The sequence below is a fragment of the Rickettsia endosymbiont of Ceutorhynchus obstrictus genome (genome assembly GCF_964026565.1).
Lineage (GTDB): Bacteria > Pseudomonadota > Alphaproteobacteria > Rickettsiales > Rickettsiaceae > Rickettsia.
In genome coordinates, this window is sequence record NZ_OZ032162.1 from 1650368 (window position 1) to 1666894 (window position 16527).

Consider the following 16527-nt stretch of genomic DNA (forward strand, 5'->3'; position numbering starts at 1 on the left):
AAAAGATGTACATTACTTTATGCACTCTATTCACGGTATTATTAATAGTCGTCAATTTCATATATCAAAAATTTGTGTATTTACCGATTCTACCTTTTCATACATTTGAATTATCGGTGGGGGTAATTTTCTATCCGCTAACATTTCTAATAACCAATTTAATCGTTGAATTTTACGGTAAAGCAAAAGCAAAATTTTGTATTAGACTTGCATTAACGATGAGTATTTCGGTATCTTTAATTTTAATGCTAATGAATAAATTAGATGCAACTAGCTGGTCAAAGCTCGATAACCACCTATTTAATAAAGTATTTGGCATGTATAGTATTACATTAGTCGGGTCGTTGATAGCAAATTACACTGCCCAACTTGTCGATATTAATCTTTATTTATTAATTCGCAAGCTCACCGGCGATAAATATCTTTTTTTAAGGAGTTTAAGCTCTGCAATATCATTATTTATCGATACGGTAATTGCGGTTACGTTCATCACAATCTCCGGAGATGTAATACCTTATTCACAAATGCTGCCCTTGATATTTAATAGCTACTTATTTAAATTATTTTTTGTAATCGTAACTATCCCGCTATTTTATCTGCTGGTTTATTTGATAAGGAATATTCTAGCTAAAGGCGGGGAGCGTGTCCCGGTTTAAGGGGAATGAAGCCGGTTCGATTTATCCCTACAGCAGTTGCGTAGACCGGCATTGTTGCATGGCTACCGGAATCGTCATTGCAACCAACGCCACAATGCCGCGCGAATGACATCAAAAACTTAAAATTAAGAAAAAAATACTTAATGTATACTACAGCAACTACTGCTTGGTTCCCCTATTGTACTTACCTGGTCTTTCTCAAGCTTACTAATTACCTGAGCGAGATCATTAGTTGCTGCTTGTGTTGCTGCAATAACATTATTGACATTTGTACTGGCCTGCTGATGTAAAGTATCTATATCTCGGCTTTGTTGTGCTGTTTTTTCTCTTATCTCCTTAAGTTTTTTTTCTCTTTCTTCTTTACTTAACGTCATATTATCCTCTTTATTATGGTTAAAATTAATTATTATATAGTTCTGGTTTTAGAATTCGGCAAATTGCTATTCGGAGTCTTAGAAGGATATAAAGTAGTAGTATAGTTTTTCCCTTGTTCCTTTCCTTGTATTTGCTTTTTTATTTTACTTGCTACCTGCCAGTTCAATACCTTATTATGATGGTCAATATCCTTAACTACCCCGTTACTCATAATTGCGGCATGTTGATTTTGTAATGCTTGATGTTTTTCTTTAGCGTCCTGATATTTCGTCGGTTCTTTCTCATGCCACGTGGCTATTACTTTACCTAACTTCTCTATTTTTTCTTGATGAGCTAATTTATGAGTTTCATGTTCAGCTACTTCTTTATCAGATTGCTTTTTAACGTGATTTATTTTTTCTGCTAAGGACGTACGTATTTTTAATATTTCTTGATTATATGCTAATTCATCTTGCAAATTTTTAACTTCTTCCGGTTTTAAATTTTTTCTTTTAAGCTGCTCTTTTACTTTTTTGATTTCGTGATTTATACCTTTTAACTCATCATGAATTTGTTTGTACTCCGCATTTACTTTTTCATTATCGGCATAAATTTGTTTATGTCGCGTGTGTTTCTCTTTTATTTCCTCATGGCTTAGTAAATTACTATCTAATAGATCGTGATCTACAACACCCTCATTTTTTAACTTATTCGTTACCTTGTCTAAGTCTTTATTTTTCTCTTTGTACCAATCAATGTTTTCATCAATATTTTGTTTAAAATTCTTATATAAATTATTAATCTTTAAGATTTTTTCTCGCGCTTCTTTTTCTTCCCTCTCTATAAGCTCTTGCACCCTTTTTGCTTTTAAGATTTGCTCCTCTTGATCTTGAATTTTATCGATATCTTTATCTACTTCAAAGCTTTTAACTTTAGTTTCAACTGCTTTTTCAAGTCCCGATATATCAACTGTTATACCGTTTGCTGCAGCTTCATTAGCCAGACTTTTTATATCTCCTAAAAGATAATCAGCCTGCACGCGAGAATATACATTTTCCAATTCTGTTTTTAATTTGTTTAATTTTTCCTTTATAATCTCGTTTACACTTAGCATAATGATTACCATCTTTTAGTTACTAAATACGTTAACAAATCTTAATACATCAGTCAAGAGATATTAAAGTATTTTAGTAAAGTATTATTCCTGAATCTCCAGCCATTCATTTAATAACAAATCTCGCTGCTGCTTATACAAACTTAATTGCCGTGTTATCAGATTATACTTAGCAGGATCGGCTAAATATAAATTACTATCATAAAGTTCTGTTTCTAAATTTTTAATTTGTAATTCTAATTTTTCTATTTCTAACGGCAAAGTTTCAAGTAAACGTTGATATTTATAAGATAGTTTTTTATTTTGAGATTCTTTATAGGAAGGCGAGGAGGAAGGGGGTTTTGTAAGTTTTTTTGTAGAAGGCGCGCTTGAAAAATATTGTTTATAATCTTCATAACCTCCTGTTAAATCAATAATTTTTCCTTGCGTAAAAACTAAAGTCCTAGTAGCTAATTTATCTAAAAAATCACGATCATGGCTAACAACTATTAATGTTCCCGAATAATCTGCAAGTATATCTAGCAAAATTTCTAAGCTATCCATATCCAAATCGTTGGTTGGCTCATCTAAAATAAGCAAATTCCCCGGATTAATTAAAATTCCGGCAAGTAATAATCTATTCGCTTCGCCACCGGATAAAATAGAGGTTTTAGCATTAAGCAGCTTCGGGTCAAACATAAATTGTTTCAAATAACCGGCTACATGCATAGTTTTCCCGGGCAAAAATATCTGATCACCACCGGTGGGACACAAAGTTTGCTGCAAAGTACGGTTAGGATTTAGCTTTTCTCGATGTTGATCAAAATAGGAGATATCTAAATTACCGCCATATATCACTTTACCGGTTTCGGGCGATAGTTGCTTAGTTAATAATTTGATGAATGTCGATTTTCCTGAGCCGTTTGCTCCGATTACTCCTATTTTTTCGCCTTTTTTCACTCGAAAACTAAAATTATCGATAATCTTATTACCGTTATAACCAAAGGAAACACTATCTACTTCTATAATAAATTTGCTTTTAGCAATATTTTCCGTAAGTTCTGCTTGGATTTTTTGCTTTGATCTAGATAACTTTTCTGCATGCTCTCTTGATATTTCTCTTAAAGCTCTAAGCTCGCCGAGCCTCTTTTGATTTCGTTTACGTCTAGCCGTAACTCCGGCATTTAACCAATCATTTTCTTGCTCTAATTTTTTATTTAATTTTCTTAAAGTCGCTTCTTCTTGTGCCACGATAATTGTTTGCCATTCATCGAAATATTTAAAGCCTTGCTCGGATTTACGCAAAACTCCGCGATCAAGCCACCAAATTTTGTTAGTAACGTTTGATAAAAAAGCTCTATCATGGCTAACGCAAATAATAGCACCGCTATAAGATTTAACAAATTCTTCTAACCACTCAATTGTTTTGATATCAAGGTGATTAGTCGGCTCGTCAAGCAATAATATTTCTGGCTCTAATACTAAAGCTTTAGCAAGGTAGGCTCTTCTAATCTGCCCACCTGAATAAGCAGATAAATTATCACTCCCTTTGATTTCTAATTTTTCTAAAATTATATCGATTTGATATTTATCTATTTTTTTATCAAGAGCTGCAGCTGCAATAAAATCGTAAACACTAACGCTTAAATTATTGATAACATCTTGTGTTAAATAGCCTACTTCCGCGATAGGGTCTTTAAATAACTCGCCTTTATCTAATTCATAAGTTCCTGATATTACTTTCATAAGGCTAGATTTACCGCAGCCGTTACGACCGACTAGACAAATTTTATCACCTTTATAAAGGTAAAGCTCTAGGTTTGATAAAATAACTTTATCGGCAAAATTTAAATTACCGTTTTTAATATAATATATCGGCGTCATAAAATTTATTTGTGGAAGGGGTATAAAGGCAAATTAGAAAGTGTATTTTTGACAAATATTTCTGATGTCATTCCTAGCTGCAGCGGGCTTTGTTGTATGGCTACCAGAATCGTCATGGCGAGGCGCCTCTTGGCGCCGTGGCCATCTAAGTATAAATATATTTTTATACTAAACTTGTTTAGTATTCTAATTAAATCCCGAATGTAATTCGGGATAGTCTGGATGGCCACAGCCACTTCGTGGCTTCGCTATGACGGATTTTTATTACTTTTTGAGCTATGCAACAAAGCTGCGACCAAAGGGAGTGCGGCAATCCGGAAAATAATAATTTACATAGCATTTTGTACTAATTTTTTCCCGGATTGCCACGTCGGGATTACGTCCCTCCTCGCAATGACGGTGTGGGGGCTACCCACCTATGATAGATAGAGTCTAAAATCCTAAACTTTCTTTATTACTAAACTTGCATTAGTACCGCCAAAGCCGAAAGAATTAGATAAAACATAATCGATTTTTGCTTTTTTAGCTTGCAACCCTACTAAGTCTATTTTAACTTCTTCCATGGGGTTTTCTAAATTCAATGTCGGCGGCGCGATTTGATCTTGAATTGCCAGAATAGAAAATATTAGCTCAACACTTCCGGCAGCTCCCAGTAAGTGACCGATCGATGATTTTGTGGAAGACATTAAAACTTTTGGATTAGCTTCTAAAAATAATCTTTGTACCGCTGCTAATTCAATTGCATCACCTATTATTGTTGAAGTCCCATGAGCATTAATATAATTAATCATCTCAGCAGGGATATTAGCATCCTTAAGAGCATTACTCATTGCTTTATAAGCTCCTTTTCCTTCAGGATGCGGAGAAGTAATATGATACGCATCACCCGTTGAGCCGTACCCGACAATCTCCGCGTAAATTTTAGCACCTCTTCTAACTGCATGCTCATATTCTTCCAAAACTACGACTCCGGCTCCTTCCCCCATGACAAAACCGTTACGATTTTGATCCCAAGGTCTGGAAGCAAATTCAGGAATATCATTATATTTTGTAGATAAAGCCCTTGCCGCAACAAATCCCGCTACTCCTACCGGTGTTACCGGAGCTTCTGCGCCGCCGGCAATCATAACATCCGCATAACCGTATTTTATAATGCGCATGGCATCGCCTATAGCATGCGCTCCGGTAGAACAAGCAGTTACTGCCGCTTGATTTGGACCGCTAAAGCCGTATTTTATAGAAACAAGACCGGATAAAAGATTGATTAAGGAAGCAGGTATAAAAAACGGACTAACTTTTCCGTTATTTTCTTGATGCAATTTTACGGAGGTGTCCTCTATCATCTTAAGACCGCCGATGCCGGAACCGAGTATTAAACCGGTTCTATCACAAGATGCTTCATCCTTAGGTAGCCAACCGCTATCTTCGATTGCTTCGGTTGCCGCAGCAACTCCGTAATGGATAAATCTATCCATTTTACTTAACTTGTTTACCTCTGCGGGATCGGTAAAATTCTCAAGCTTAAAACCGTGTTCTTCTGAACTATCAATAAGACCGGCAATTTTACAGGCAAGATTTGAAGTATCAAATTCCGTAATAGTTTTGATTCCGCTACGCCCCTCTATAATACCGTTCCAAGATAATTTTACATCAAGCCCTAGAGGAGTAACAAGTCCAAGCCCGGTAATAACTACTCTTTTAGTTGACATTTTCTTATATTTTCAAAAATTTCAGATTAGAAAATTAGTTTACGCAGATATAGATTGTTGTTTTTGGATATAGTTTACAACATCCGATACGGTTAGTATTTTACTTGCTTCTTCATCGGATATATCAATTTTATATTTAGCCTCTATTGTCATCATCAATTCGACCGTACTTAAACTGTCAGCTTTAAGGTCCTCTTTTAATCGTGATTCAGCACTTATCGTATCTTTTTTTACTCCTAACGTAATAGCAACAATTTCAATAACATCTTGTTCGACACTATTCATTGTACTCATAATTGAACTCCGTAAATCGTTTAAACTAAATAAATTGTTTATATTTCTATATCTTCAAGAATTAAATATTCTTGAAAGCAAAAAAATATATTCCCTTGAACTTAAAAAGAGCGGCTTATTTTTAGATAAACGCCATACTCAAGTGGTGTGAAGAAGAGTATACAGCGTCATTCAGAAAGCTTGATACAAGTGAATTTTTCGGCATTCGCCTGTACTCACGTACTTTAAGTACGGTAGCTTAGCTCTTCCTCAAATTCATCTTGTCTGAAGCTTTCTGAATTTAGCTGTACCTTACCTAAATTCAAAAAAGCCTTACCTTAAATCAAAACTTTTAGCATAAAAAATTATTTTATGCTAGCATAAAATAATCATATTAATCTTTATCGTCAATCTATATAGTAAATTTCCTTAAATTTAATTCAAATCTCCGTTAGTAAACTGATGGTTATACCATCAGCATACCGCCATTTACGTGAATAGTTTGACCCGTAACGTAAGCAGCCTCGTCACTTGCTAAAAAGGCTACCGCATTTGCTATGTCTTCGGGTTTACCGTAAGCTTTAAGAGGAATCTTTTGTAATATAGCTTCTTTCTGCGCTTCATTTAATTTACCGGTCATATTAGACTCAATAAAACCGGGGGCTACTGCATTAATTGTTATCCCGCGGGTTGCAACTTCATAGGCTAAAGATTTGGTCATACCGATAAGCCCTGCTTTTGAAGCACAATAATTAGCTTGTCCCGCATTACCGGAAACCGCAACTACCGAAGCTATATTAATTATCCGACCGTATTTATTCGGCATCATTTTCTTTATAGCTTCACGATTTAAAATAAAATTAGCTTTTAAATTTATATCGATAACTTTATCAAATTCCTCATCTTTCATTCTTATAGCTAACATATCCTTAGTAATACCCGCATTACATACTAAAATATCTAGCTGCGGGGCAGCGGCTATTAAATTAGCGCATTCATCGGGATTTGCTAAGTCGCATGTTATCGCGGTATAATTATCTTTTAAAATACTCCCTAGACTCTTTAATTTTTCTTCATTACTACCGCTAATAATTACATGACTTCCGAGTTTATGCATTAATTTAGCAATGGCGCCGCCGATAGCACCCGTTGCACCGGTAATTAAAGCTGTTTTATTTGTTAAATCTATCATTTTTATTTTCCTTTACAAAATTGGACCAAAAGCCTGGAAGAATCGGATTTTTGATATCATTCCCGCGCTGCATTGTTTGCGTAAATAAGAAATTAACAAAAAAATCCCGTCATTGGGAGGATATGCTAGCTATATCCGTGGCAATCTAATTTTTGTCATGCTGAACTTGTTTCAGCATCTCTTGCATTCGATGTCATTCCCGCCTGCGCGGGAATCCAGAAAAATTATAGTCATCCTGAATTTATTTCAGGATCTACTAAAGATGCTGAAACAAGTTCAGCATGACAAAGAAAAGCCTGGATTCCCGCTAGGCATTGTTGCATGGCTCGAAAATTAATAAAAAACTCGTCATTGCGAAGCCACGAAGTGGCTGCGGCAATCCAGGCTATCCCGAATTACATTCGGGATTTAATTAGAATACTAAACAAGTTTAGTATAAAAATATGTTTATACTTGATTGCCGCGTCGGCACTTTGTGCCTCCTCGCAATGACGATTCTGGTAGCCATGCAACAATGCCTACGACTCCTCGCAATGACGTTTGAGATATCCACGCAGCAATGACATCAAGAACGTTTTACTATCTGTGCTTATTCTTCTTCACTATCTAAACTTACCTTACTGATTTGTGAAGATTTTTGGCGTATTAGCCGTTCAATTTCCGTAGAAATTTCCGGATGTTCCTTTAAATATTGTTTGACGTTCTCCCGCCCTTGCCCGATTCTTGTTTCTCTATAAGAAAACCACGAGCCTGATTTTTCAATCAGTTCAAGTTTAACGCCAAGGTCAATCATTTCTCCTTCCTTTGAAATACCGGAGCCGTACATTATATCAAATTCTGCAGTTCTAAACGGCGGTGATACTTTGTTTTTAACAACTTTTACTTTCGTCTGGCTACCTACTACTTCTTCTTTATCCTTAATGGCGCCGATTCTTCTTATATCAAGCCGTATGGATGCATAAAATTTTAACGCGTTACCGCCGGTCGTAGTTTCCGGGCTACCAAACATAACGCCGATTTTCATCCTGATCTGATTGATAAAAATAACAATACAATTTGTTCTGGAAATCGAAGCCGTAAGTTTCCGCAGTGCCTGACTCATGAGCCTTGCTTGCGAAGCCATATGAGAATCGCCCATTTCTCCCTCTATTTCCGCTTTCGGCACTAACGCCGCCACGCTATCTATTACTACCATGTCAATAGCTCCGGAGCGTACTAAAGTGTCGGTAATCTCAAGAGCTTGCTCGCCGGTATCGGGTTGAGAGATAATCAGCTCGTCGATATTTACCCCTAGTTTCTTGGCATAAGCCGGGTCTAACGCATGTTCGGCATCGATAAAAGCACATGTGCCGCCTTTTTTTTGTGCTTCGGCAATTAAATGAAGTGTTAACGTAGTTTTTCCCGAACTTTCAGGTCCAAAAATTTCAATAACTCTGCCTTTCGGTACGCCTCCTATCCCAAGCGCAATATCAAGCCCAAGTGAACCGGTGGATATAGCTTCGATATCAACATTCGGACGTTCGCCGAGCTTCATTACCGAGCCTTTACCGTAACTTTTTTCGATTTGCGCAAGCGCCGCCGCAATAGCTTTGTCTTTATCCATATTTATCCATTAATATAATTTAGGTGCATAGAACCTCGATTTAAAATATAGGTTAAGCTATAAAAAATCAAATTTATAATTGATATAACATAAAAAAAGTCATGCTAAGGTAAACTTAACATGACTTTTTAGTTATTGTAAAACGAGGCGTTGTTGCGTGGCTACAAATTTATAGCAAATTCCACGATGTCATTCCGTGATTTATTCACGGAATCCAGGAAAATATATAAACAATACCATTATAAGTTGCTTTTCTGGATACCGTGGACAAGCCACGGTATGACAGTTGAGGTCTTTTTAAGAGCCATGCCACGCCGCTTAACAGCGGCTCGCAATGATGAGTATAAATATTTTCTGGATGCCGTGATCAAGTCACAGCATGACAGTTTACCTTAGAAATTCACCCTAATTTTTACACTACCTTGTTGAGCGAAATACTTACTTGCGATATTCGCGTCGTAATTAATGCCGTATTCCATCATCTTATACTTAGCAGTCACGCCGGCACCAACATTCCAAGTAGTTCTAACAGGCTTAAATTTACTTGCCGGGAAAGGAGTAGTCATTCCTTGCAATCTTGCATCAGGAGTTGGCAGTTTGTTCTTAAAGCCATAGTCTAACATCCCATAAATTTCAGGGGTTAATATCATATGACCCGTATTAATATCTTTTGACAGTTTTACTCCAGCAAGACCATTCACAAGATTATAGTTTTTGCCTTTAACAATTAGATTTTGCAGCGTTGTACCTGTTTCGGTGTAACCACTATCCTTAACTTTAGAATATCTAAGCCCTACCATCGGCGTTAACTTAACTGCTTGCGGTGCTACATAATCATACCCCGCCATAATCTGCCCGGTAAAGCCACGTGACTTGTAATTACCATTTGCTATTTGCGTAGCTAGGGTATTACGCGCTACCGGTTGATAACGCTGTGAGTAGCTCTTTATTCTACTATCACTATATGAACCTACAGCTTGGAAGAATAAATTATTATTTGGTAAGTTATATAATCCATAAATAGAGTAAATATTACTTTTTACTTTACTGCTATCACCAATTTTATCATTCTTCTGCTTAATCTTAGTCCCCGCTCTAGTATACGCAACCCCAAGAACTACTTGATCATTTATCATACCGTCAAAACCAACTGTGGCACCGCCAAAGTTAGTTTTGTTACCATTTATATTGTTACGCATTTTTTGCGTACTATTACCTACAAACGGCGTAGCCCATACACCGAATTTAGCTTCATCTTCATCACCGGAAGCAACCGCTATAGGTTGGTTAACAGCTTGGAAACTATTCATCCTAGAGTTTAATGAACCCATTGCACTTACAACAGTATTAGTAACTGCAACTGTCGTATTATTAACTGCATCACTAGATGGAACTTGGTCTTGGCTATCACCCACAGCTTTCATTACCTTGGTTGTTAACTCTTCATTATCCAAAATATTTCCCATAGTTACTTTAAACTTGAAACCTTCTGAATTAGGATCAGTAGCAGTCTCTAAAGCTCTAATATCTGCTTTCACCCCTAGCGACGCATCTTTCAAGTCTCCTGTGGTTAGTTCCTCTTCTATTCTATCATTTACGTTATCCACAATAGAAGGTGATAACACTAAAGATGTCGGATTAAGAGTCCATTTAAGGAATTGGTTTTCCTGAGCCCCAATATCAGTTTCGATAGCATCGGCTGATGCTAATTGCTTTAAAGTACCCTCAGATGCAGCCGCAGCTAAAGTATACTGAGTGTTTGGATTTATGTTATTAAGATCAAAATTTGTGGTAGAAATAACTACTTTTAATTTTGTTACCCCTGATAAATCCATTTCACTACCAGCACCAGTAATTAAGATATTACCGCCGGTATTTGCTGTTCCATCAAAATTGGTATTTAAAGTTAATTGATCGGTAAAGGCCGCCTGAGTTCCCGCTGATAATAGCAGCTGATTTGAACCAAGAGTAATAGTAGTACCGCTACCGGTTAAATTAGTACCGCTAATTGGCATAGGTGCATTAATTATCATAGTAGCATTATTTGCTACCATGCTAGTTGCTGTTATTTGCTTATTAAATGTATTTATCGATTGTGCCGCTAAAGTAACTGCTCCCGTATTATTAAATGTATCGGCAAAACTTGTTGTTCCGCCAAATGTCGCAGTACCTTTTGCATTAACGCTGCTTGCAAAACTTGTAACACCCGCCGTGGTAATATCACCAACCGAATTAGCCGCAGTCCCTACAACGCCGCTGACGCTACCACCGTTAGTAAAGTTCAGCTTTAATGCTTTCCCCCCGGTCGAGTTTATGCTACCTGTTAACTTAAAGTCCGGTCCCAAGGTTAAAGTATCAGTGCCGGTTCCTTGAATTTCAGTGATTACGGTAGGACCGCCGGCCGTAAGAGTTACCGCTCCGGCTCCGACTTTTAACATAGCAAGGCCGGTAATATTACCGCCGATCGTGCCGGTACCCTCAAAATTTATGGTTCCGTTGTTAGTAGGAGGTGCAACAGTGTTGGTTACGGCGCCGGTAATATTTGTGCCGTTAGCCATATTTATGATGGCATTCTTACCTTTGAAATCTACGCTAGCAATGTTTCCGGTCTCTGTTAATATTGTGTCTCCACTAAACTCTAAATGCTGAGGAACATCGTCAAGTGTTACTGCCTTAACGCTTAAGTCAAGATTTGTAGCAAAATATTTTGTTCCTGTTAGCACAATCTCTCCGTTACCGGAAAGCTTCAAGGTTTGTAACTTATTTGCATTAGTACCAAGAGTTTTTCCGCCGTTAATAGTTAATTTGTTAGTAGCGGCATTAAGCTCAACTATACCACCAGCTCCGTTTGGAACATTTCCTTCTATACTATTAGTCAAAGTTACAGTTTTATCAAACGCAACAGTATTCTGTATTTTCAATGTTGAACCGGCATCTTTAAAGATAACGTTATCACCTAAAAGATTAACCGCCGCACCCGCTGCAGTACTTACATCGATCACATGCACTGCTGCTCCGGTTGCAGCTCCGCCTGCAAGATCAGCGCCAATATTTATTGCTGCTATTGTTGCGGATGTTGCGCTTTTATCGGTAAATGTAGCACCATTATAAACATCTAATACCTGGGTATTGCTTATATCCACCGCTTTGCCCGCTGTACCTACTATTGTAACCTTACCGACAATACCCAGTGCTGATAATGCATTTCCACCAGCACCGAATGTCTCTCCGCCGGTCTTACTTTGAACTGTTAATGTATTTGCATTAGTGCTAGTAAGAAACACTTTACCACCATTGTTCGCTGCGTTGCCTGCATCGTCATCATATCCGCCAGCAAGCGTATTCTGTAATGTCACCGTAGTATCTTGAGCATTTACTAAATTTTGTATTTCATATGCTGAATTTGGATCTCTAAACACGATTTGATCCGCTACTGTTAATAAATTTATTGCGCCCGCCGGAGCATAGCTTACATCTATTGCATGAGCTGCTGGACCTGGGGTATCACCAGCCTGCCCACGGTTTTCACCAATAAATATATTTCCTGCTATTAAATCTGAAGTAGCACTTTGATCAATAAATGTAGCACCATTAAATACGTTTAATATAGGAGTTCCGCTGATGTCTAGTTTATTATAAGTAGCTGCTCCTGGAGTAGGATTACCAGTAACTGTAACTTTTCCAGCAATATCAAGTACTGTTAAATCGTTAATATCACCGATCTTTGCTTTTATAGTATTTTCACCACTTACTGTTAAAGTGCCACCACCGCTGCTCTCTAAGAAAACTCGACCACCGCCGCCAGCAACACCTACTACGTGATTCTGGAAAATCACTTGTTGATCTGCTGCTACTGTATTGTAAATAGAAAATGTCGAAGCAGCATTAAGAAAGGTTAAAACATTTGCTGCCCCACCATTATTTAAAAGATTAATTGCAGCTGGAACACCTGCTACTGCCGCTAAAGCTGCTTTCGTGCTCACATCAAGTCTATATTCTCCATCTCCATCAATATTTATTGTTTTTATTGATGCTGAAGTACTACTCCGGTCAATAAAAAATGAATCATTACCAACAGTTAATAAATCAGACCTGCTAACATCCAGTGCATTATAATTGACTCCAGCAGTATAATTACCAGTGACTATAACATTTCCGGTAATATTAAGCTCTGCTAGATTATTGGTATTGCCAAGCTGTGCTTTCTTTGTATCAGCACCACTTACTGTTAAAGTACCCCCATTATCGCTGATTAAGCTTACTGTACCACCACCATTGCCGGCGTTATTAATACCTATTACGTGATTTTGGAAAATCACTTTCTGATCTTCTGCTGCTACATTCAGAATACCAAATATCGAATCAGCACTTAAGAAGGTTAAAACATTTGCTGGATCTGCGGCTGATAAAAGATTAATGTCAATTGGTACTCCTCCTGCCGCTACTGCTGCTGCTCCTGCTACTGCTGTTGAACTCACGTTAAGGCCATAGATAGCTTTTCCGGCACCACCTCCGGCAGGAAGCGCTCCACCGATATTTATTTTTTTTATGCTTCCTGATGTAGCACTTTCATCAACAAATGTTGCGTCTTTATAGATACTTAATAAATCAGATCTACTAAGATCAAGTGCATTATAACCGGCTCCAGGAGCATAATTTCCTAAAACTTGAACTTTTCCTGTGATATTAAGCTGTGCTATATTATTGGTATTACCAAGTTGTGCTTTCTTAGCATCAGCACCACTTACTATTAAAGTAGTAGCAGCATCAGTATTGATTAAGTTTACTATCCCCCCCCCAGCTGCTCCACCTGTATCAAAGCCTTTTACGTGATTTTGGAAAATCACTAGTTGATCTGCTGCTGCTGTATTTTGAATAGTAAATTCTGAAGCAGCAGATAAAAAGCTTAACACATTGTTATTAGCAGCATTTGATAGAAGATTGATTGGTGCTGCTGCATTTGCTGCCGCAAAACTACTCACATCGAGGATATATTTAGCTGTTCCGACAGGCAGAGCAGGACCGGTAGCAGCGCTGATGGGTCTTGCCGCACCGACATTTATCGTGGCTATTCCTCCTGAGCTAGCGCCTTCATCCGTAAATGTTGCACCGTTATAGAGATTTAATAGATCGGCACCGCTTACGTCTAGTCTATTCTGCCCGGCACCGGGAAAAACCCCTGAAATCGTAACTTGCCCATCGACATTTAATGCTTTGAAATTAGCTCCGGTTCCAAGTTTTTTAGTCCCGTCAATACTATTTAATGTTAATAACTTATTTCCCTTACTTTGTAGCGTGACTATTCCTACATTTCCACCAGGATCTAAATCATCATTAAAGGTAATTGTTCTATCATCAGTAGTGCTACTATTAGTTAAGACTAACTGAGAATTGTTTCCTACAAAACTAAAGTCAGTTATTACAAACGCAACATTTCCTAGTTTTGCATCTACTGCAAAAGCCTTCTGATCATTTATTTTAACTCTACCGATAAAACCGATAGAGCTATCTGTTGCTGTTAAAAGAGCAGTATTAACAGTTATTTGACCATTGTCTGCATTCTCCGCTCCTGTAAGAGTAGCGGCAAATGTATGGCTTGCATTAGCGGTAGCATCATTAAATTCAATAATACCACCGTCACCAAAAGCAGCACCATTTCCCGTAAATGTTACTGCACCTGCAAAGTTACCGGTAATTTTTACTGTTGCTGCTTCATTTGCAGCATTTTGAGTAAATTTTAAAATTTGTGTATTAACATTACCTTGCAGTATTACTGCTGTATTATTATCACCCTGGATATCAATATAATTAATAGCCTTCGTAGCTCCAATATCCTGAGTTACAGTACCATCTCCTATAAATACCAATTTACCTAAATTACCGGCTCCTGTACTACTATCAACTGTACCGGTAATAGTTTGCTCATCTTCTAAAGTAACTGTTCCATCTTGCCCATTAAAATCCACATTACCGGTTATGCCGTTATTAGCTGTTAACGCACCATCAGCTGCAAAATTCACTGCCCCGGTTATCGCTCCGGCTTTTACTAGCGAAGCATTATTTCCTGCATCCTCTCCTATAGTTACTGTCGTTGCAAATATATTGCCTGCCGTACTTCCTCCAGCAGCATTTCCGTTATTAAACGTTACAGCCAGCAAAGTTTTGGTTCCACCTATTACACCGGTAAAGTTTGTTGGCGTAGTAACTGTTACTTCGCCGTGATCATTGGCATCACCATCTATAGTCCCGGCAAGTTTTGTTACTACTGCCGGAGCAGCTGAGGTAATAGTTAATCCTGCAGTTGCTCCTCCGAGTGTTATATTACCAAGACCGGTATAAGTTTGAGCAGCTACGCCAGCGCCGGCAGTACCGGTTAAGGTTAACGTAAAGGTATCACTAACAGTAACAGGGAACGCAGCACCACCAGCAGCAACACTACCAACAGCACCTAAAGAAATAACTTCATTTACCGTAAATAAGCCAGGTGCTTTACCGTTTACATCTATTGCTGCAATATTTACTGCTAAATTAGCATTCACTGTAAAAGCGTCATCTGCATATTGTAATGTAGAGTCAGTGACAAAAACCCCACCACCATTAAGACCTACCCCTGTACTAAATGTTGCATCTGCATCTACGGTTCTTGCACCAGCACCCAATGCACCAGTACTACCTAGCATTAATGCTGCGGTTGAGGCGGATACTAGCCCGGTTTTAAGTATTTTATGAAAAAGTTTTGAAGAATTGTCGGTCATTATTATATACCTTATATTGTTGAATTCTTGACAAAAGTTAATTTGTTTATTAAAAAATAACATAATATTACTATATAAGAGTTGTTTTGTCTATATATAAAGGTAAGGTATAGGATAAATTTCTAAGATTGTGTTAATAATGTTATCAAATTTTAAATATTAAGTACGGCAGGGAAGAGGCTGGGGTATGGTTAAAATCGCTTAAAATTGTCATACCGAGGCCCCTCCCACGGTATCCAGAAAAAATCTTAGTAAAAGACTGGATACCGTGGTCAAGCCGGCGTTGTTGCGTGGCTCGAATTTTCGATGTCATTCTAGCTAAAGGCGGGAATCCAGAAAAATTATAGTCATCCTGAATTTATTTCAGGATCTTTGTGTAATGGCTTTGTTGCGTGGCTACCAGAATCGTCATTGCGAGGAGGCATTTATGCCGACGCGGCAATCAAGTATAAACATATTTTTATACTAAACTTGTTTAGTATTCTAATTAAATCCCTCATTACATTCGGGATAGCCTGGATTGCCGCAACCACTTCGTGGCTTCGCAATGACGAGTTTTTTATTAATTTTCGAGCCATGCAACAACGCCGGTCAAGCCCACTACTGTACGAACGTTTAAATAAAGAGGTAAAAATTCTGTCATTCCGTGGCTACGACCACGGAATCCAGCTTATAATATCATAAAAAGATTCTAAAATAAGTCTAATATGGCTTTATTTTCCTGGATGCCGTGATCAAGTCACGGCATGACACAGCCTTTTTTCAACGTTCGTACAGTAGTGGGTCAAGCCACGGTATGACACCGAAACACTTTGCAAAAATTTGAGCCATGCAACAACGTCGAAATAAATTCAGGATGACAGAAAAGTGTTTTTTCCCGGATTGCCGCGTCGGGACTACGTCCCTCCTCGCAATGACGATTCCGGGAGCCACGCAACAACGCCTGCAGTCGCTCGCAATGACGATTCCGGTAGCCATGTGAGCATTGCCTCCTCGCAATGGCGTCAT

At 38.0% G+C, this 16527-nt stretch carries 18 protein-coding genes; 6 read left to right on the forward strand and 12 right to left on the reverse strand.

What is annotated here, in order from left to right:
* Nucleotides 1-5 precede the first annotated feature (5 nt).
* Nucleotides 6-656, forward strand: a complete 651-nt coding sequence (locus tag AAGD64_RS09510; protein WP_341793244.1) for a queuosine precursor transporter — start codon at nt 6-8, stop codon at nt 654-656.
* Here AAGD64_RS09510 and AAGD64_RS09515 read toward each other — a convergent pair.
* The 5 genes from AAGD64_RS09515 to AAGD64_RS09535 form a co-directional block, all read right to left on the reverse strand.
* Nucleotides 628-768 carry a hypothetical protein gene (locus tag AAGD64_RS09515; RefSeq protein ID WP_341793245.1) on the reverse strand — a complete coding sequence of 47 codons (141 nt, stop codon included), beginning with the start codon at nt 766-768 and terminating at the stop codon, nt 628-630. The two genes, AAGD64_RS09510 and AAGD64_RS09515, sit on opposite strands and share 29 nt — an antisense overlap.
* Nucleotides 769-796: 28 nt before the next feature.
* Nucleotides 797-1030, reverse strand: a complete 234-nt coding sequence (locus AAGD64_RS09520; RefSeq protein ID WP_341793246.1) for a hypothetical protein — start codon at nt 1028-1030, stop codon at nt 797-799.
* A 32-nt stretch (nt 1031-1062) separates the two neighbouring features.
* Nucleotides 1063-2124: a hypothetical protein gene (locus tag AAGD64_RS09525; RefSeq protein WP_341793247.1), complete on the reverse strand. Its 1062-nt coding sequence runs from the start codon at nt 2122-2124 to the stop codon at nt 1063-1065.
* Nucleotides 2125-2208: 84 nt separating this feature from the next.
* Entirely contained in the window at nt 2209-3987 is a 1779-nt protein-coding gene (locus AAGD64_RS09530) for an ABC-F family ATP-binding cassette domain-containing protein (protein WP_253308364.1), read from the reverse strand.
* Between the two features lie 5 nt (nt 3988-3992).
* The gene (locus tag AAGD64_RS09535; protein WP_341793248.1) at nt 3993-4223 is read right to left on the reverse strand and encodes a hypothetical protein; all 231 of its coding nucleotides are present in this window, start codon (nt 4221-4223) and stop codon (nt 3993-3995) included.
* On the opposite strand from AAGD64_RS09535, the gene AAGD64_RS09540 reads away from it, so the two are divergent.
* Nucleotides 4210-4416: a hypothetical protein gene (locus AAGD64_RS09540; protein ID WP_341793249.1), complete on the forward strand. Its 207-nt coding sequence runs from the start codon at nt 4210-4212 to the stop codon at nt 4414-4416. The genes AAGD64_RS09535 and AAGD64_RS09540 overlap by 14 nt on opposite strands.
* 11 nt (nt 4417-4427) lie before the next feature.
* Here AAGD64_RS09540 and fabF read toward each other — a convergent pair whose 3' ends face one another.
* From fabF to fabG, 3 genes are all read right to left on the reverse strand, one after another.
* Nucleotides 4428-5696 carry a beta-ketoacyl-ACP synthase II gene (gene fabF / locus AAGD64_RS09545; protein WP_341793250.1) on the reverse strand — a complete coding sequence of 423 codons (1269 nt, stop codon included), beginning with the start codon at nt 5694-5696 and terminating at the stop codon, nt 4428-4430.
* A 39-nt stretch (nt 5697-5735) separates the two neighbouring features.
* Nucleotides 5736-5990, reverse strand: a complete 255-nt coding sequence (gene acpP, locus AAGD64_RS09550; protein WP_253308362.1) for an acyl carrier protein — start codon at nt 5988-5990, stop codon at nt 5736-5738.
* A 445-nt stretch (nt 5991-6435) separates the two neighbouring features.
* The gene (gene fabG, locus AAGD64_RS09560) at nt 6436-7161 is read right to left on the reverse strand and encodes a 3-oxoacyl-ACP reductase FabG (RefSeq protein WP_341793251.1); all 726 of its coding nucleotides are present in this window, start codon (nt 7159-7161) and stop codon (nt 6436-6438) included.
* 112 nt (nt 7162-7273) lie between these two features.
* Between fabG and AAGD64_RS09565 the strand changes: the two genes are divergently transcribed.
* Both AAGD64_RS09565 and AAGD64_RS09570 read left to right on the forward strand, forming a co-directional pair.
* A complete protein-coding gene (locus tag AAGD64_RS09565) occupies nt 7274-7498 on the forward strand; it encodes a hypothetical protein (protein WP_341793252.1) in 225 nt (74 codons plus the stop codon).
* Nucleotides 7483-7653 (forward strand): hypothetical protein, encoded by a 171-nt coding sequence (locus tag AAGD64_RS09570; RefSeq protein WP_341793253.1) that lies wholly within the window; start codon nt 7483-7485, stop codon nt 7651-7653. Before AAGD64_RS09565 ends, AAGD64_RS09570 begins: the two co-directional genes overlap by 16 nt.
* A gap of 97 nt (nt 7654-7750) precedes the next feature.
* On the opposite strand, the gene recA is transcribed toward AAGD64_RS09570, so the two are convergent.
* Nucleotides 7751-8764 (reverse strand): recombinase RecA, encoded by a 1014-nt coding sequence (gene recA / locus AAGD64_RS09575; RefSeq protein WP_253308360.1) that lies wholly within the window; start codon nt 8762-8764, stop codon nt 7751-7753.
* 153 nt (nt 8765-8917) lie between these two features.
* On the opposite strand from recA, the gene AAGD64_RS09580 reads away from it, so the two are divergent.
* Nucleotides 8918-9160 (forward strand): hypothetical protein, encoded by a 243-nt coding sequence (locus AAGD64_RS09580; RefSeq protein WP_341793254.1) that lies wholly within the window; start codon nt 8918-8920, stop codon nt 9158-9160.
* Here AAGD64_RS09580 and AAGD64_RS09585 read toward each other — a convergent pair.
* The 3 genes from AAGD64_RS09585 to AAGD64_RS09595 all read right to left on the reverse strand — a co-directional run bounded on the left by AAGD64_RS09585 (nt 9157) and on the right by AAGD64_RS09595 (nt 16097).
* Nucleotides 9157-15519 carry an autotransporter outer membrane beta-barrel domain-containing protein gene (locus AAGD64_RS09585; RefSeq protein WP_341793255.1) on the reverse strand — a complete coding sequence of 2121 codons (6363 nt, stop codon included), beginning with the start codon at nt 15517-15519 and terminating at the stop codon, nt 9157-9159. The genes AAGD64_RS09580 and AAGD64_RS09585 overlap by 4 nt on opposite strands.
* A 145-nt stretch (nt 15520-15664) precedes the next feature.
* A complete protein-coding gene (locus AAGD64_RS09590; RefSeq protein ID WP_341793256.1) occupies nt 15665-15832 on the reverse strand; it encodes a hypothetical protein in 168 nt (55 codons plus the stop codon).
* Nucleotides 15833-15944: 112 nt separating this feature from the next.
* A complete protein-coding gene (locus tag AAGD64_RS09595; protein WP_341793257.1) occupies nt 15945-16097 on the reverse strand; it encodes a hypothetical protein in 153 nt (50 codons plus the stop codon).
* 278 nt (nt 16098-16375) lie between these two features.
* Here AAGD64_RS09595 and AAGD64_RS09600 point away from each other — a divergent pair, with 278 nt between their 5' ends.
* Complete coding sequence (locus AAGD64_RS09600) at nt 16376-16501, forward strand: hypothetical protein (protein ID WP_341793258.1); 126 nt, start codon at nt 16376-16378, stop codon at nt 16499-16501.
* Nucleotides 16502-16527 lie beyond the last annotated feature (26 nt).

Excerpts from the sequence above, each read along its gene's own strand:
- AAGD64_RS09530 (WP_253308364.1), bottom strand. The coding sequence starts at position 3,987 with ATGACGCCGATATATTATATTAAAAACGGTAATTTAAATTTTGCCGAT.
- AAGD64_RS09595 (WP_341793257.1), bottom strand. The coding sequence starts at position 16,097 with ATGGCTCGAAAATTAATAAAAAACTCGTCATTGCGAAGCCACGAAGTG.
- recA (WP_253308360.1), bottom strand. The coding sequence starts at position 8,764 with ATGGATAAAGACAAAGCTATTGCGGCGGCGCTTGCGCAAATCGAAAAA.
- AAGD64_RS09525 (WP_341793247.1), bottom strand. The coding sequence starts at position 2,124 with ATGCTAAGTGTAAACGAGATTATAAAGGAAAAATTAAACAAATTAAAA.
- acpP (WP_253308362.1), bottom strand. The coding sequence starts at position 5,990 with ATGAGTACAATGAATAGTGTCGAACAAGATGTTATTGAAATTGTTGCT.
- AAGD64_RS09520 (WP_341793246.1), bottom strand. The coding sequence starts at position 1,030 with ATGACGTTAAGTAAAGAAGAAAGAGAAAAAAAACTTAAGGAGATAAGA.
- AAGD64_RS09585 (WP_341793255.1), bottom strand. The coding sequence starts at position 15,519 with ATGACCGACAATTCTTCAAAACTTTTTCATAAAATACTTAAAACCGGG.
- AAGD64_RS09570 (WP_341793253.1), top strand. The coding sequence starts at position 7,483 with ATGGCTCGAAAATTAATAAAAAACTCGTCATTGCGAAGCCACGAAGTG.
- AAGD64_RS09600 (WP_341793258.1), top strand. The coding sequence starts at position 16,376 with ATGACAGAAAAGTGTTTTTTCCCGGATTGCCGCGTCGGGACTACGTCC.
- AAGD64_RS09540 (WP_341793249.1), top strand. The coding sequence starts at position 4,210 with ATGGCCACAGCCACTTCGTGGCTTCGCTATGACGGATTTTTATTACTT.
- fabG (WP_341793251.1), bottom strand. The coding sequence starts at position 7,161 with ATGATAGATTTAACAAATAAAACAGCTTTAATTACCGGTGCAACGGGT.
- AAGD64_RS09590 (WP_341793256.1), bottom strand. The coding sequence starts at position 15,832 with ATGACATCGAAAATTCGAGCCACGCAACAACGCCGGCTTGACCACGGT.
- AAGD64_RS09510 (WP_341793244.1), top strand. The coding sequence starts at position 6 with ATGTACATTACTTTATGCACTCTATTCACGGTATTATTAATAGTCGTC.
- AAGD64_RS09515 (WP_341793245.1), bottom strand. The coding sequence starts at position 768 with ATGTCATTCGCGCGGCATTGTGGCGTTGGTTGCAATGACGATTCCGGT.
- fabF (WP_341793250.1), bottom strand. The coding sequence starts at position 5,696 with ATGTCAACTAAAAGAGTAGTTATTACCGGGCTTGGACTTGTTACTCCT.